Annotated in this window: 16 protein-coding genes; 11 read left to right on the forward strand and 5 right to left on the reverse strand. The window is 55.3% G+C overall.

Annotated elements, in window-relative coordinates; genetic code table 11:
• Window positions 1-128: 128 nt before the first annotated feature.
• On the forward strand, window positions 129-1,037 hold the full coding sequence (locus ACFCXQ_RS04480; RefSeq protein WP_379553486.1) for an OmpA family protein: 909 nt from the start codon (window positions 129-131) through the stop codon (window positions 1,035-1,037).
• 66 nt (window positions 1,038-1,103) lie between these two features.
• Here the strand turns inward: ACFCXQ_RS04480 and ACFCXQ_RS04485 are convergent, their stop codons facing one another.
• Window positions 1,104-1,478 (reverse strand): DUF6768 family protein, encoded by a 375-nt coding sequence (locus tag ACFCXQ_RS04485; protein ID WP_379553488.1) that lies wholly within the window; start codon window positions 1,476-1,478, stop codon window positions 1,104-1,106.
• Entirely contained in the window at window positions 1,475-2,023 is a 549-nt protein-coding gene (locus ACFCXQ_RS04490; protein ID WP_379553490.1) for an RNA polymerase sigma factor, read from the reverse strand. The genes ACFCXQ_RS04485 and ACFCXQ_RS04490 overlap by 4 nt, the downstream gene beginning before the upstream one ends.
• Window positions 2,024-2,379: 356 nt before the next feature.
• On the opposite strand from ACFCXQ_RS04490, the gene ACFCXQ_RS04500 reads away from it, so the two are divergent.
• Together ACFCXQ_RS04500 and ACFCXQ_RS04505 are read left to right on the forward strand one after the other, a co-directional pair.
• The gene (locus ACFCXQ_RS04500; protein WP_379553494.1) at window positions 2,380-2,895 is read left to right on the forward strand and encodes a hypothetical protein; all 516 of its coding nucleotides are present in this window, start codon (window positions 2,380-2,382) and stop codon (window positions 2,893-2,895) included.
• A gap of 218 nt (window positions 2,896-3,113) precedes the next feature.
• Complete coding sequence (locus ACFCXQ_RS04505; RefSeq protein WP_379553496.1) at window positions 3,114-4,010, forward strand: alpha/beta fold hydrolase; 897 nt, start codon at window positions 3,114-3,116, stop codon at window positions 4,008-4,010.
• On the opposite strand, the gene ACFCXQ_RS04510 is transcribed toward ACFCXQ_RS04505, so the two are convergent.
• On the reverse strand, window positions 4,007-4,402 hold the full coding sequence (locus ACFCXQ_RS04510; RefSeq protein WP_379553498.1) for a hypothetical protein: 396 nt from the start codon (window positions 4,400-4,402) through the stop codon (window positions 4,007-4,009). The two genes, ACFCXQ_RS04505 and ACFCXQ_RS04510, sit on opposite strands and share 4 nt — an antisense overlap.
• A 341-nt stretch (window positions 4,403-4,743) precedes the next feature.
• Here ACFCXQ_RS04510 and ACFCXQ_RS04515 point away from each other — a divergent pair, with 341 nt between their 5' ends.
• The 5 genes from ACFCXQ_RS04515 (at window position 4,744) to ACFCXQ_RS04535 (ending at window position 8,376) form a co-directional block, all read left to right on the forward strand.
• On the forward strand, window positions 4,744-6,813 hold the full coding sequence (locus tag ACFCXQ_RS04515) for a ribonucleoside-diphosphate reductase subunit alpha (protein WP_379553500.1): 2,070 nt from the start codon (window positions 4,744-4,746) through the stop codon (window positions 6,811-6,813).
• A gap of 203 nt (window positions 6,814-7,016) precedes the next feature.
• Complete coding sequence (locus ACFCXQ_RS04520; RefSeq protein WP_379553502.1) at window positions 7,017-7,385, forward strand: hypothetical protein; 369 nt, start codon at window positions 7,017-7,019, stop codon at window positions 7,383-7,385.
• Window positions 7,386-7,397: 12 nt separating this feature from the next.
• Window positions 7,398-7,601: a hypothetical protein gene (locus ACFCXQ_RS04525; protein ID WP_379553504.1), complete on the forward strand. Its 204-nt coding sequence runs from the start codon at window positions 7,398-7,400 to the stop codon at window positions 7,599-7,601.
• 77 nt (window positions 7,602-7,678) lie between these two features.
• Window positions 7,679-8,038: a PilZ domain-containing protein gene (locus ACFCXQ_RS04530; RefSeq protein ID WP_379553506.1), complete on the forward strand. Its 360-nt coding sequence runs from the start codon at window positions 7,679-7,681 to the stop codon at window positions 8,036-8,038.
• A gap of 68 nt (window positions 8,039-8,106) precedes the next feature.
• Window positions 8,107-8,376, forward strand: coding sequence for a hypothetical protein (locus ACFCXQ_RS04535; protein WP_379553508.1), 270 nt, complete (start codon window positions 8,107-8,109; stop codon window positions 8,374-8,376).
• A 35-nt stretch (window positions 8,377-8,411) separates the two neighbouring features.
• On the opposite strand, the gene ACFCXQ_RS04540 is transcribed toward ACFCXQ_RS04535, so the two are convergent.
• The gene (locus ACFCXQ_RS04540; protein WP_379553510.1) at window positions 8,412-9,575 is read right to left on the reverse strand and encodes a GGDEF domain-containing protein; all 1,164 of its coding nucleotides are present in this window, start codon (window positions 9,573-9,575) and stop codon (window positions 8,412-8,414) included.
• Window positions 9,576-9,918: 343 nt separating this feature from the next.
• On the opposite strand from ACFCXQ_RS04540, the gene ACFCXQ_RS04545 reads away from it, so the two are divergent.
• The 3 genes from ACFCXQ_RS04545 (at window position 9,919) to ACFCXQ_RS04555 (ending at window position 13,609) form a co-directional block, all read left to right on the forward strand.
• Complete coding sequence (locus ACFCXQ_RS04545) at window positions 9,919-10,965, forward strand: ribonucleotide-diphosphate reductase subunit beta (protein WP_379553512.1); 1,047 nt, start codon at window positions 9,919-9,921, stop codon at window positions 10,963-10,965.
• 26 nt (window positions 10,966-10,991) lie between these two features.
• Window positions 10,992-12,560 (forward strand): P-loop ATPase, Sll1717 family, encoded by a 1,569-nt coding sequence (locus ACFCXQ_RS04550; protein WP_379553514.1) that lies wholly within the window; start codon window positions 10,992-10,994, stop codon window positions 12,558-12,560.
• Between the two features lie 245 nt (window positions 12,561-12,805).
• On the forward strand, window positions 12,806-13,609 hold the full coding sequence (locus ACFCXQ_RS04555; protein WP_379553516.1) for a hypothetical protein: 804 nt from the start codon (window positions 12,806-12,808) through the stop codon (window positions 13,607-13,609).
• Window positions 13,610-13,613: 4 nt separating this feature from the next.
• Here ACFCXQ_RS04555 and ACFCXQ_RS04560 read toward each other — a convergent pair whose 3' ends face one another.
• Window positions 13,614-14,129, reverse strand: coding sequence for a thermonuclease family protein (locus tag ACFCXQ_RS04560; protein ID WP_379553518.1), 516 nt, complete (start codon window positions 14,127-14,129; stop codon window positions 13,614-13,616).
• Between the last annotated feature and the right edge of the window lie 43 nt (window positions 14,130-14,172).

Consider the following 14,172-nt stretch of genomic DNA (forward strand, 5'->3'; position numbering starts at 1 on the left):
TCGCAGCGACAGTTTGTGATGATGACCACCAATCGGGGGTTACAGCAGCAAAGACCAAAATGATGTAGGGGTGGGCCGACTGGCCCGGTTGCTCGAAATCTTGCTGCTAAAGTTTGAAGGAGACTGTAATGAAATTTACCGCAAAAAGCTCAATGGCACTTGTGCTTACTGCTGCACTTGCTGCGCCAGCGACGACTGGTTTGGCCGCTCAAGAGCTGCCCGCAGAAGACAATGTTTTGACCACGGTGGTCGGCTCAGCGCCCGCTGATCTTTCCGGCCTGCCAGAAGGCCCCGATGTCGAAGGCTTTATCTCGGCCCGCAATGACGACAAGGTTCAAGTGACCGGCGTTGATGGAAGCAATACGCCTGTGACGATTAGCTCGGGCACTGAGATTCGCGCAAGCGGCGGCTTCCTTGGTTTAAGCCGTAACAAGCTGGGCGCTGAGCAATTGCTGAACGGCCTGCCTGTCACTGCCAAGACCGTTCAGTGGAACGGCGGCCTCGTCGCAACGCGGGTCGTGCTGAAGAACAAAGACCTCAGAACCGCAGCGATGATCCGCAATGGCACTGAACAACGCTTTGGCGAGCAAGGTGCGCGCATCACAGAGAATACGGTTGCGACAGAGGCGCTGCGCGGCCGCTTTGGCGACATCGACCAGTATAATCTGAAGGGCACCACTAACGTGTATTTCGACACTGGTCGCTACAATCTGTCGGGCGACGCGCGTGCAGAGCTTTGCAGCGCGGCGACTCAAGCCGAAGCGATGGACAACGCGCTGCTTTTGGTGGTCGGCTACACTGACTCAACCGGCAGCTATGAAGTGAACCAGGCGCTGAGTGAGAAACGCGCGAGCCGTGTCGTCAACTTCCTCCAGCAGGAATGTGGTTGGAAGCCGTACCGGATGCTGACGCCAACCGGCATGGCGGCATCTGACCCTGCTGCGGACAATAGCACCCGCGAAGGCAAGGCGCAGAACCGCCGCGTTGCGGTGAACATTCTCGTCAGCAAAGCCGTGGATGTTCAGTCAGGCGGCTAATCTAGCCACCAAGATATGAAAAGGCGCGCTTGCTCATTTCGGTAGGCGCGCCTTTTTTATGCACATTCACCCTTTCATTTGAGTGCGTGCGAGTTGCAGCTCCAGCCGCTTCACTTCGCGGATCACCCGGTTCGCTTGCATGCTCGGCCACAAGGCTAGCTTGATCAGCAAGGCCTGAATCAGCAACACTGCTGAGGGAAGACCCCATTTCAGTGCTTCGAGCGTATCGTTCGCCTCGAAGAATTGAACTGCCAGGTAAATTGCGGCCGCGAACATCGCTAATTGCGCGATCAACATTACCCAACTGACCCAGCCGAGCTGACCACTGAATAGCCCGAAAGCCTGTGTGAAATACCCTGGCTCATCGCCAATTGCGTGCAGCAATTCACGCTCTTCCGCGTCCAGCGCCTCGTCAATCATTTGATCGAGCTTGTCAGTCATTGCATCTCTCCTTCTAGTAGCTTGCGCAGTTTCCGGCGCGCATTCATCAATCTGGTTTTGGCTGTGCCCACTGGCACATTCAGGGCCACGGCAGTTTGCGCCACGCTCATTTCCTCAAAGTGATAGAGCGCAATCGCAGCTCGCTCTCCTGCGGGTAGCGCGCGGATCGCCCGGCGTAGGGCATCGCCCTCGCTTGGCTCCACTGGTTCGGTGCAGCGCTCCATGGGCTCTCGCTTAACTGCTGCGGCCAGCGCGCGGCGGCGGACTTTGCCTTTGATCTCACCTGCGCAGCTGCGCGTGACAATCCGGTAAGCCCAGGCGGCAAAGGCTTGTTCATCGCGCAGCCCGCCAAGTCCGCGCACAATCTCTCCCCATGCCACTTGCACTGCATCGCGGGCCGTTTCGCGTTCCCCGGTCAAGCGGACCGCATGTGCGAGCAAGCGAGGATGCCAATTGGCGGCCAGCCGCTCAAACGCCTCACGGCTGCCTGCACGGGCGCTGGCGACCAGATAGGCATTAAGCAGGCGGGCTTTGTCGCTGTTCATCTAGGCCCTGTCTCCAAACTCGCTCTTATTCCTTATGCCATGGAAGGTGCACCCGACCTGCCGTTTGGTTCATTTTTGGCAAAAATTGTAATTTATCGGGGTCAAAAGGGCATTCAACGGAAATAATCAATGGTTGGAAGGTTCATTATTGTAATTATCGCCTATGCCTGCTTTTGTTGAGTTGGAAGCGCGGTCGTCAGTGCAGACCCCAACGACCTGTAGGCGGCCCGCTCCCGATCGACCATTGCCCTCGCCATGCGAGCGAATTTGAGCACGTTTGAATTTGGGACTGTGCTCGGCAATTGGACCACAAATGGCCGATCATCCAACACTTGTTGTAACTGGAGGATGATCTCATGCACTACATTGTCAAAACCTCACTCGCTGCGGCGAGCGCATTCGCATTGACTGCCACATTCGCAGCGTCGGCAAAGGCTCCGACTGGCGAAGATATATTGGTGAATTCGCCCAAAGGAATGGCCAAACAAATGGAAAGCTGGCGCCAGAACGCGACCCGTGACCTCAATCGCAAGCTGGAACTGGCTGATCGGTTTCGCAAAACAGCGCGGCCTCAGGGCATCGTCCAAGTGCGCTTCGAACTCGATCAGGACGGCAGAGCTGTAAACATGTGGACGCAAAGCAATACCGCAGGAACAAGCGGAGAAAAGGCTGCCAAATGGGCAATACGCCGCATGCGAAGCCTCGATGATGCGCCTGGCGCAGGTGCGAATGGCCGCACTTTTCAGGCCAATATCATCTTTGCCACAAGTCTAAGGCAGAAAGAGCAATTAGCCGCGAAGCTTGGAAAAATGGAGCGGTCTCGGCTCGCAGCAGGCGGCGCAGCAGACGCAGTGGTTATACTCGGCTCGTAGTCTCCGTTCCCGCATGAGGGCCCCGATTACCCCTTCCTCATGCGCGTCGTGCCGCCTCTTTGCTCTTTGCCGCATCAGGATGGTGTGCATCGAACCAGAGGGGCGGTACTCGCTGAGGAATGGTGCGCCATGCTGTGGGCGCTTGCGATTATGACATCAATTCGTCATGCAAGGCTCCAGACATAGACAAACGCACATAAAATATACGGGGCATTACAATGGCACAGCTAACCGCGAACGGCATCAGACTCGAATATGATGAGCATGGTGACCCCAGCAATCCGCCCTTGCTACTTATCATGGGGCTGGGCGCGCAAATGACGCTGTGGCCAATTGAGTTTGTCGAAGGGCTGGCTGCGCGCGGCTTCCGCGTCATTCGTTTTGATAACCGGGACATTGGCCTCAGCCACAAATTTGAGGGCGCCAAAGCACCAAGCCTGCCTTGGCAAGTGCTACGCGCGAAAATCGGCTGGCCGGCAAAGGTGCCCTATACGCTGTCTGACATGGCAGCTGATGCGGTGGGCGTGCTTGATGCCTTAGGGATTGAGCGCGCGCATATTGTTGGTGCGAGCATGGGCGGCATGATTGCGCAGCTGGTGGCGATTGAGCATGCGGACCGAGTGTTGTCGCTGACCTCGATTTTCTCAACCACAGGCGACTCCAAACTTCCGCAGGCAGAGAAGTCTGCGATCAGCGCGCTCACGGCACCGATCAAATCGATGGAGGAGGAAAGTCTGGTCGCGCATGGCATTAATGTAGTCACGCATATTGGCAGCCCGGGCTATCCCTTCGATCCAGAGAAACAGCGGGAGCGTGTGCTCGCGGCCATTCGCCGCAGCGTCTATCCCCCAGGCCTGCCGCGTCAGCTCGCAGCGATCATCGACGACGGTGACCGGACGGCTCGGCTTACAAATGTCACCGCACCAACGCTGGTGCTGCATGGCGAGGATGATCCGCTAGTGAAGGTGGAGGGCGGCCGGGCGACGGCGGCGGCGATCCCCGGCGCTAAGCTGAAGACCATTCCGGGCTGGGGGCATGATCTCCCGCTGGCGTTGGTCGATCAGATTGCTGATGAGATTGCCGATCATGCAGGTGCGGTGAGCGTGCCGGCTTAGTCGTCTTCAGGTCTATGTGTTTCCAACTCATGTTTATGTTTGGCGAGCTTTGGCTGCAGATAGCACCACCACAGCATGTTCCATGGACCGGAAATCATCCAGGCATTGCGGTCGGTCAGATATGGGATGTCGGGTAGTTCTATAAATCGCGCATAAACCGCGCCAGTAAACATCATCCAGGCAAATGCCAGCATGCCTAGTAGCTTCTCATGTCGTGCCGCAATGTTCGCGACCTGGTTGAAAATTCGATCCAAGGCTAACCCTCCCGACCATGGAATCATAACGCAGTTGCGATTCAAAAGTTGCGCGGTTGGATTCGTTTGATTCAAAGCCCTGAAATCAACTTTTGCCCGCAAAAATTTTTTCGCAGATTCATTTTTGGGCTTGCGCAATGCACAAGTCCAGCTTTCCCCGCGCGTCGCGGCGTTGCAACCGAATAATACACCTCGCATTTATGTCGCAAAGGAACGTTAATTCCGTAGTAACCCTCTTGCGCTCGAATCGTCTTTGATTCACTATCTAGTGGTAGTTTGGTTGGGGCTGCCCACAATACCTAGTGTTTTTCCAGAGAACGCCCATATCGGGTGAAGGGGAGATTCGGGTCTGTGCTCGGTGTCTTCGGGGATAAAAACTGGAAAAGTTTTCGCCCCATCCAGCCACGAAATTGCTAGGTAGGAAGGGGTCCTGCCGAGTCGAACACATAGTGAACTTTGAGACGAGAAGCGGGGCTATAATGGAATTCAGAAGCGGAGATGAAGCGGCAATGGATCTCGACACAGAGACACAGACTTCTGAAAGTGATGCGGCAGCGAAGAAGGCACCTGCAAAGAGTGCTGAGAAGGCAATAGATATGCAGGCGACAGACAAGGGCAGCGCGGAGCTAGTCGATCAGGATACGATTAACGCTAAGGCAGGCGAGGCTCTGGCCAAGGCGGTGGGTGAAGCGTCTAAAGCGGCGGCTGATATTGACAGCAAGAAGGTCAATGACCGCCGTTTCGACGTTCAGATTGACGAATCCCGCGATGCTAATCTGACTGAGTTCGGCAAGGAAACGCTAACCGACCGTTATTTATTGCCCGGTGAAAGCTATCAGGATCTCTTCGCGCGCGTCGCGGATGCTTATGCCGATGAAGGCGATCCAGAGCATGCGCAGCGTCTCTATGATTATATTTCGAAGCTATGGTTCATGCCGGCAACGCCTGTTCTGTCGAACGGCGGCACATCACGCGGCCTTCCGATCAGCTGCTATCTGAATTCCGTATCTGACAGCCTCAATGGCATCGTCGACACGTGGAACGAGAACGTTTGGCTGGCGTCCAAGGGCGGCGGCATTGGCACTTATTGGGGCAATGTGCGCGGCATTGGTGAGCCGGTTGGCCTTAACGGCAAGACCAGCGGCATCATCCCGTTCGTGCGCGTTATGGACAGCCTGACGCTGGCGATTTCGCAAGGCTCGCTGCGGCGCGGATCAGCGGCGTGCTATCTTGATGTGTCGCACCCGGAAATTGAGGAATTCCTCGAGATCCGTAAGCCATCGGGTGACTTCAACCGCAAGGCCCTGAACTTGCACCACGGCGTGTTGCTGACTGATGACTTTATGGAAGCGGTCCGCGCGGGCGATATGTTCGATCTGAAATCGCCCAAGACCGGCGAAGTGCGCGGCGAAGTGGACGCGCGCAGCCTGTTCCAGAAACTGGTGGAAACGCGCCTCGCCACGGGCGAGCCTTACATTGTCTTTGCCGACACAGTGAACCGCATGATGCCCAAGCATCACCGTGAGCTTGGCCTGAAAGTCTCAACCTCAAATCTGTGCAGCGAGATCACTCTGCCGACCGGCATTGACCATCTTGGCAATGACCGCACGGCCGTATGCTGCCTCTCCTCGCTCAACCTTGAAAAATGGGATGAGTGGAAAGACGATAAGCAATTTATCGAGGACGTCATGCGTTTCCTCGACAATGTCCTGCAGGATTATATTGACCGCGCGCCTGACGAGATGGCCCGTGCGAAATATTCCGCCATGCGTGAACGCAGCGTCGGCATGGGCGTGATGGGCTTCCACTCCTTCCTCCAATCCAAGGGTATCGGCTTTGAAAGCCCGATGGCCAAGGTGTGGAACGAGAAGATGTTCAAGCATATTCACGGCAAAGCGTGCGAAGCCTCCATGCTGCTCGCACAGGAGCGCGGCGCGTGCCCGGATGCTGAAGAAATGGGCGCGATGGAGCGCTTCAGTTGTAAAATGGCGATTGCGCCGACCGCCTCAATCAGCATTATCTGCGGCGGCACCTCGGCCTGTATCGAGCCGATACCGGCGAATATCTATACGCATAAGACGCTCTCGGGCAGCTTCATCGTCAAGAACCCCTATCTTGAGAAGATCCTCGACAAGAAGAGTAAGAATTCGAACAATGTCTGGAATTCGATCCTTGAGCAGGGCGGCAGCGTCCAGCATCTCGATTTCCTCAGCGATGAAGAGAAAGCGGCGTTCAAAACCAGCTTTGAAATTGATCAGCGCTGGTTGCTTGAATTTGCCGCTGACCGCGCGCCGTATATTGATCAGGCGCAGTCACTGAACCTGTTTATCCCGGCGGATGTCGACAAATGGGATCTGATGATGTTGCACTTCCAAGCGTGGGAAAAGGGCATCAAATCGCTCTATTATCTCCGCTCGAAATCAGTGCAACGCGCAGGCTTTGCCGGCGGTGTGGAAGCGGATAACACCTCCGACGCGCCCGAGATTGAGCTGAAAGCTGAGCTTGGCGTGCCGGAAACGGATTATGATGAGTGTCTGAGCTGTCAGTAGTTTCGATCAAAGTTGTACTTTGATCGAGGATGAAAAAGGAATTTTGAGTTTCCGGTAATTCAGCCGGAAAAAGTGAGGCCCGGAACAGCGCTAACTGGACCGAGCCTCAAACAACAACCCTGAGGGTCGCTGCGTTTCAAACCCACAATGTGTGAACAGTGTGAGTCAGTCAATCCCTCAGACAATTTGAAGGATGAACAACAATGACTAGTATTCACAGTTTCACTGGCCAAAGCGGAACGGTTTACCAATTTAATGTAGCGCCTACCGGCTTTCATCATGGCGATGTTGCCGGGATATACATTTTGCTTGCGGGCAGTTTGATGATGTTTGATCCAAAGGTCTTGTACGTTGGCAAGACCGCCAGTGCCTTGGATAGGCCAGGCGGTTTCGCCGATGGTCATCATGTGCAAGCGGCAGCAAATACGCTAGGATTCAGTCACATAGGTTTCTTGGCTGCTGCGTACGAGTTGCAGCGAGATAACATTGAACAGGACCTAATTGCAGGCCTGAATCCGCCACTGAATGTTCAGCACAGGACAAACGCATTTACTGGGCTAGGTAGATATTGATAAAGGGTCATTATGGCCCTCGGCACCCTTATCCCGCTCACGCTGTTCGCCATGGCGCTGGTTGAGATCCCGATCCTGCTGATGCTGAAACAGCGCGGTGCCATGCCGGAGCAAGCTCTCCCCTTGATGCTCATCGCCTCTGCGGCCTTGCCGCTCATCGCCTATCTGGTGCTCAATTTCGTCGCGCCTGACACCGGAGCCATGGTCGTTCTCTGATCAAAGGTTGGTGCTGGGCTAGCCCCGGCTTGCTCCTAAACCGACCTTTAACCAACCTTATGCCATAGCTTAGCGCAATGAAAACGCGTCAGAAACCTCGTAAGGCATTTACACTGCCTGGCCGGTATTTCACCGGACTGGGTGCACCTGTAGACGTGATGCTCACTGACCTTTCTGAAGGGGGTTGCCGTTTTGTAACGGGTGGCCGCCCGTTGCCGCTCGGCGCGAATTTGCAGATCTACGTTGCCAATTCCGGGCCGCATCTCGCCTCGGTCAAGTGGGCTGCGCAAGGTGAAGTGGGCATCACCTTCTCTTCGCCTCTAGCCACTGAGAAGTTCGAGCAGTTTCAAAACAGCCATGTGCCTGATGCGTCTTGGAGCGAACAAATCGGTGAATTTGACGTGATGCCAGAGGGGCCGCCCAGACGATTTTGCTAGAATACCGTTTTTGTTGACACTTGCCGTGCGGCCGACTGTATGGCAGTGTTAGGCATATGATACACCGCTTGTCCATTATCCTAATAGCAGCGCTCGCCTTATCTGCCTGCGCGAGCCAGATTGATGCTGGCGTAGCACAAGATGCCGGCTCTCCCGGTTTCTGGTGGGGCCTGTGGCACGGGTTCATCTTTCCGTGGTCCTTTATTGGATCGCTTTTCAACCCCGATATCGCCGTCTATGCCGTGCCCAATCGCGGCGGCTGGTATGACTTCGGCTTTTTCCTAGGCGTCACGGTGCTGGGCGGCGGAAGCTTCTTTGGGTCGAAAAAGCGTGACTAAGCCAAGGGCGCGGACAGCCTCAGAAGCACGCCTCACTACGCCGCTATAATATCTGCGAAAATCACCCGGTCGCGGCCCTGACGCTTGGCTTGATACAGCGCCGCATCGGCCCGCGCGATAATCCGTTCCAGCGTTTCGGCATGGCTCGTTGAGGCATGAGCAATCCCAATGCTCGCAGTGAGCGGCTCTGTATCGTCCGTATCGAGATCAAGCACCAGCTTAGTCATCTCTTCGCGGAATGCCTCGGCAATGCGCTTCGCCTCGCCCGAGCGTTTCTCCCGCACGACGACCACAAATTCCTCACCGCCATAGCGCGCTGCCAGTCCGCCCGATGCCTGCACCACGCGGTTCAAGGTTGCCGCCGCCTGCCGCAGATATTGGTCGCCGGCCAGATGGCCGTAGGAATCGTTGAACAGTTTGAAGCGATCAAGATCAATCAGCATTAGCGCAGTGCGCCCCTTGCCCCATTCAATTGCCTGATATTTCGCGTGAAACTCGTTCTCAAAATGGCGGCGATTGGCGAGGCCAGTCAGCGGGTCATGCTGTGACAGCTCGCGCAATTGTGCATTGCTGCGTTCCAGCTCCGCGCGCAAAGTTTGGTCATGCAGGCCAAGCAGAAAGCTGCGCGAGCGCAGCTCCCAAAAACGGTGTACCATGATCCAGGAAGGTATGCCGATCAGCGCGTTGGTGATGACATGATTGAGCTGCGCCATCGGGCTAAGCGCATTGGGCCACATTGCGGCAAGGATTGTCACCAAAGCGTAGGCCATCCCAAAACGGCCCGCCTCTCGCGGCGTAAACGGCAAGAGCAGCATGGCCGCGCCCAAGAGCATGGCACTCGCCATGGAATAGCGGATGCTCATATCCGGTCCGGCATATGTACTGATGACGATGACGCCTGCACCAAAGCAAATGATCGAAAGCGAGGTGACCAGCTTGATCGCCACAATCTGCTCGCTGCGCAGGAACAGCAGCCCGATCGCGGTCAGTGGTAAGACCGTCAACAGCTTCCAACCCAACGCAAAGGTCAACATCGTCGGCGCGGCAATCGCATCAATGCCGAGCGACATGACTGCAACCATTAGCCCGAGCAGCAAGTGGAAGCGCAACTCGCGCACGGCATTATGGCTTTGCTCCTCCTGATGGAGCTCGCGTAGATCCTTCGGCCACTCAGCGTATGGCGCACGACTAGCCAGCACGCTGTGTACTTGCTCTTCATTTGCCAGTCGGGTTCGCGGCGGGAATTGGGGTGATGGCCCGGCCATACGTGCGTTATAACCCGCGCAACCTTAAGGAACTCACTCAAACTCTGGTGTTTAAGAGATTGGGGAGCGTGGTGGACAAATCCCTAATGCGTTAGTCAGGGGAAACACGCAGGTTTAATCGAGCTGTTCGATTGCGTGCAGCACAAGCCCGCGATCTCATGCAAAATCTGCATGGGTTTTGCCGCTTTTATCCCCGCATGTTCGATTGTTCTTGCTATCGAATCGCGTATCTGATTCCCTATATAGGAAGATCACGCCGAACACCGGAGAACACAAGATGTCGTTGCTAGAAGCCCGTAAGACCTACAAGCCCTTCGAATACCCATGGGCCTATGACTTCTGGAAACGTCAGCAACAAATCCACTGGATGCCCGAAGAAGTTCCGCTGGGTGAGGATTGCCGCGACTGGGCGCAAAAGCTCACTGAGCATGAGCGTAATTTGCTCACGCAAATCTTCCGTTTCTTCACCCAGGCCGACGTTGAAGTGCAGGATTGCTATCACGACAAATATGGCCGCGTGTTCAAGCCGACCGAGATCAAGATGATGCTCACCGCATTCTCCAATATGGAGACGGTGCATATCGCGGCATACAGCCACCTTCTCGACACCATCGGCATGCCCGAGAGCGAATATTCTGCCTTCCTCGATTATGAGGAGATGGCCGACAAGCATGATTACATGCAGCAATTCAGCGTCGATAATGACGAGGATATTGCCCGCACGCTCGCCATGTTTGGCGGCTTTACGGAAGGCATGCAGCTCTTCGCGAGCTTTGCGATGCTGATGAACTTCCCGCGCTTCAACAAGATGAAGGGCATGGGGCAAATCGTCAGCTGGTCCGTGCGCGATGAGAGCCTGCATTGCGAAGGCATTGTCCGCATGTTCCACGAGTTTGTGCGCGAGCGCGATTGCTATACCAAGGCGGTGAAGGAAGACATTGTCGACATTTGTCAGAAGACGGTGCGGCTCGAAGATGCCTTTATTGATCTTGCGTTTGAGATGGGTCCGGTGTCGGGCATGACGCCGAAAGAGATCAAGAAATACATCCGCTACATTGCCGATTGGCGTCTGGGCCAGCTGGGCCTTCAGCCCATCTATATGATTGATGAGCACCCGCTGCCGTGGCTCACGCCGCTGCTGAACGGCGTGGAGCACGCCAACTTCTTTGAACAGCGCGCGACCGAATATTCAAAAGGCGCGACCAAGGGCGACTGGAACGATGTCTGGTCAAGCTTCGACAAGCGCAACAAGGCGAAAGCCGCGAATGAGGCAGGCGACGAAGCGGTTGATGAAGGCCCGGATATGTTTGAAGCTGCTGAGTAGGGTGGAGTGAGTGGGGGAGTAGGGGGATGGACGGTTTTTTCAGCTCGTTCGGTTTCGTTGAAAATCCTTTTGCAAGTACTAATGCGGATAAAGAGCCAAGGCTTTCTAGCTACTTTGTCTCTCCTCCATACTTTTCTTCCGTAAGGGGGGATCCTCAAGATCCTCGTAGTAATGTAATTTTTGCACCTAGGGGTGCAGGCAAGACTGCCCAGAAGGTTATGCTTGAAGACTACGCTGAGTCTGAGAAAGAGAATCCAATATTCTCAATAACCTACGATGAATTTCGTACTTTCAACAGGTCCAGACTTTCTCAGCTAGGCGTTGACTGGCATTTGACCCAAATCATACAAAGACTTCTGGCGGGAATACTGGCTCTCGTTGAAGAAGGGCATGGTAGCCAGCTGACAGAGCAGGAAAAGCGGACGCTTGCTTACTCCTTCAAGAATTTTCTAGGCTCGCTTTCAGCGGCCGAAGCTGAGAAAACTTTCAATTCAGTGAGGTCTGCTCTCGAACGCATCGGAGCCTTCAAGGACAAGCATGGGCAGAATATAGCAGCAATCATCGCAGCACTTGCCACGAAATGGGGGTTTGATGCGCCTAACATCAAGGCCATTGAGCAAGAATTAAAAGAAGAGTCGCTGACCGACATATTTGTTCGCTTGAAAAATATAATCATCGGATTTGGATTCAAGTCACTTTATATTCTCGTGGACCGTGTCGACGAAGTATCTGACTTAGCCAATGATGCGGAGGCTTCCCAAAAGTTTGTTGCGCCTCTCGTGAATAACCTTCACCTTTTGGAAACCGATAATGTCGCCTTCAAATTCTTTCTGTGGGACAGAATGGAGGACTTCGTTACTGCAGCAGGCTTCCGGCCTGATAGGGTTGCCGTATACCGTTTGAATTGGTCTCCTGGTGAATTGGAAGATATGCTCTCTAAGCGGTTGTCCGCTTTCTCAGATGGGCGAATCCAGAGTTTGAATCAGCTTACTGATGGGTCTGTAGACATCGATCTAGATAAGCTAGTTTGTTTATTGAGTATTGGATCGCCGAGAGATGTAATCCGTTTGGCCCAGCGCATAGTGGATGAGCACACAAGAATTGTTGATGATGGTAGCCCTCTTGCGATTGGAGCGATCGAAGCAGGGATACAAAAATTTAGTCGTGAGCGATCTTTGGAGCTTTATGGGGCAAAGACTGACGAGCTAATTAAGATTGGCATGGTATCGTTTACCATAGGTGACCTCGCCAGTGACATATTCCGTATTAGCAACCAAGCAGCGCGGCAAAAGATCCAAAACTATTTGACGCTGGGAGCAATCCAAAAGTCGGGTGAAATCGAAAATCCTGGTAACCGTCCCTTGCATCAATACTCACTCGCAGATCCGCGTTTGGCTTTTGTGGTGCTTTCGGCTTACGGACTGAAAGAATGTCTGAGTGCTGTATGTTTCATGTGCCAGCGATGTTCGCAGCTGCTCGTGCGAGAAGGTCCTGAAATGTCGTGCCAAGTCTGCTCTCTAGAGTTTACCGCGAAAGAGACAGACACGCTTTTGGCACACGCGCTAAGGCGTCCAGATGAGCCTGCGATGATCTAGTTTTATGGGATAAGATGTTATTGCTCACAACTGTTTGATGGTTGAGAGCGTTGTCGGTCATTCAGGGCTACTCGCACTTTCAGTGCCGTAGATGAAAAACTAACGGTCCCCCTTCTCCCGTCTAAATCTCGCCAAGCCCACACTCTTCCTCGCCCTCCTGACACCCCATCACGGCATCAACCCCGCATCCGTGCTAAGGCCTCCTGCGCGGAGCTGAAAACGCGCACACTTAGGGGAGAGCGAAAATGCGACCAGAAACCGTTCTTGAAGAGCTGGCCAAGCGGGCCAATCCTGACATGCTGGAGAGCATCGCGGCGCAGACTGGCGGCGCAGTTCGCGATGAACCGACATTCGCGCCAAGTGACGCGCCTCTCACACCCGTCGAGGCTCCAGACAGCCCAATCTATGACAATATCTCAGCTGCTTACCGGCAGCTGCGCATTGGCATGGCGCTCATCGCGATCCTGATGCCGATCTGGCTGGTCGTGGGCGGCGGGCTCAGCACCATTCAGACTTCGCTCAGCGCATATTATCATTTCGACATGGGCAAGATGCGCGATGTCTTTGTCGGCATCTTGTGGGCAATCGGCGCCTTCCTGTTCTTCTATAAGGGGTATACGGGCCGCGAGAATCTGGCGCTGACCGTCGCGGGCCTCGCCGCAGTGGTCGTCGCCATGGTGCCGATGGCCTGCAACCCCTCGATCTGCGCGGATTCCGCAGCCCTCTCGCCGTCGTCCTTCAGCATTCACGGCATTGCGGCGGCCATCTTCTTCCTGCTGACCGCTTATGTCTGCATCTTCCGCAGCGGCGACACGCTGCAGCTGATGAAGGACGCGGGCCAAAAGGCGCGCTTCGCCTGGTGTTACCGCGTGCTCGGCTGCGCGATGGTGATCCTGCCGCTCGCGATCTTCCTGCTCGACCGGTTGTGGCCCTCAGGCGAGGAGAGCTTTCTCATCATCGCGGTTGAGGTGGCGGGAATCTTTGTGTTCGCAGTCTTCTGGCTGGTGAAGAGCCGGGAGATCCGCATTCTGGAAGGTCAGGGTGAGTGAGCCTCTAGCGGCACCACTCGCGCTTTCTTCCTGTCCACTCCTCGGCAAGGCCTTCGTCCACGAGAACATCACCGAGGCTTGCGCCGTCGCGAGTGATCACGCGCAGGCTCCGGCCATAGCGGTCGGTGTCCCGGCCACTCGGGCTGGCGGCGAGCGTAAATGCGCCCTCGTTCAGCAAGTCTTGCAACCGCGCGGTCGCTTGCGCGCCAAGCCGCGCCTCCTGCGCGCAACCGGGCCGCGTGACCTCCGGCGTGTTGATATCGGCAATACGGATCTTGGTGCCCTGATACCAGATCGTGTCGCCATCGACGACGCAGGTGATCCGGCTGCGGCCCTTGCAGATCGGGAAGGTCGCGCGCTCCGTGTCCATTGGTGCGAGCAGACTTGAGGCCTGCACGAGCTCTGGCCCGCCGCCCAGCGTCGGTGCAAAGAACACCGCGCTAAACGCGCCAAGCGGAACCGCAATCATGGCAAGGGGGAAGAGCCGGGATTTCGCCTGCTTCTTCGTCTCAAATTTCACTACATTACTCATACGGTGAACATGATGCAGGCAGGCTCAAGAT

Origin of the sequence: Qipengyuania rhodophyticola, from assembly GCF_042493225.1 — a bacterium.
Lineage (GTDB): Bacteria > Pseudomonadota > Alphaproteobacteria > Sphingomonadales > Sphingomonadaceae > Erythrobacter.

What these genes read in the sequence shown, in the direction of transcription:
- ACFCXQ_RS04520 (WP_379553502.1), top strand. Translation starts at nt 7,017, where the DNA reads ATGACTAGTATTCACAGTTTCACTGGCCAAAGCGGAACGGTTTACCAA.
- ACFCXQ_RS04480 (WP_379553486.1), top strand. Translation starts at nt 129, where the DNA reads ATGAAATTTACCGCAAAAAGCTCAATGGCACTTGTGCTTACTGCTGCA.
- ACFCXQ_RS04500 (WP_379553494.1), top strand. Translation starts at nt 2,380, where the DNA reads ATGCACTACATTGTCAAAACCTCACTCGCTGCGGCGAGCGCATTCGCA.
- ACFCXQ_RS04530 (WP_379553506.1), top strand. Translation starts at nt 7,679, where the DNA reads ATGAAAACGCGTCAGAAACCTCGTAAGGCATTTACACTGCCTGGCCGG.
- ACFCXQ_RS04550 (WP_379553514.1), top strand. Translation starts at nt 10,992, where the DNA reads ATGGACGGTTTTTTCAGCTCGTTCGGTTTCGTTGAAAATCCTTTTGCA.
- ACFCXQ_RS04485 (WP_379553488.1), bottom strand. Translation starts at nt 1,478, where the DNA reads ATGACTGACAAGCTCGATCAAATGATTGACGAGGCGCTGGACGCGGAA.
- ACFCXQ_RS04515 (WP_379553500.1), top strand. Translation starts at nt 4,744, where the DNA reads ATGGAATTCAGAAGCGGAGATGAAGCGGCAATGGATCTCGACACAGAG.
- ACFCXQ_RS04490 (WP_379553490.1), bottom strand. Translation starts at nt 2,023, where the DNA reads ATGAACAGCGACAAAGCCCGCCTGCTTAATGCCTATCTGGTCGCCAGC.
- ACFCXQ_RS04505 (WP_379553496.1), top strand. Translation starts at nt 3,114, where the DNA reads ATGGCACAGCTAACCGCGAACGGCATCAGACTCGAATATGATGAGCAT.
- ACFCXQ_RS04555 (WP_379553516.1), top strand. Translation starts at nt 12,806, where the DNA reads ATGCGACCAGAAACCGTTCTTGAAGAGCTGGCCAAGCGGGCCAATCCT.
- ACFCXQ_RS04525 (WP_379553504.1), top strand. Translation starts at nt 7,398, where the DNA reads ATGGCCCTCGGCACCCTTATCCCGCTCACGCTGTTCGCCATGGCGCTG.
- ACFCXQ_RS04545 (WP_379553512.1), top strand. Translation starts at nt 9,919, where the DNA reads ATGTCGTTGCTAGAAGCCCGTAAGACCTACAAGCCCTTCGAATACCCA.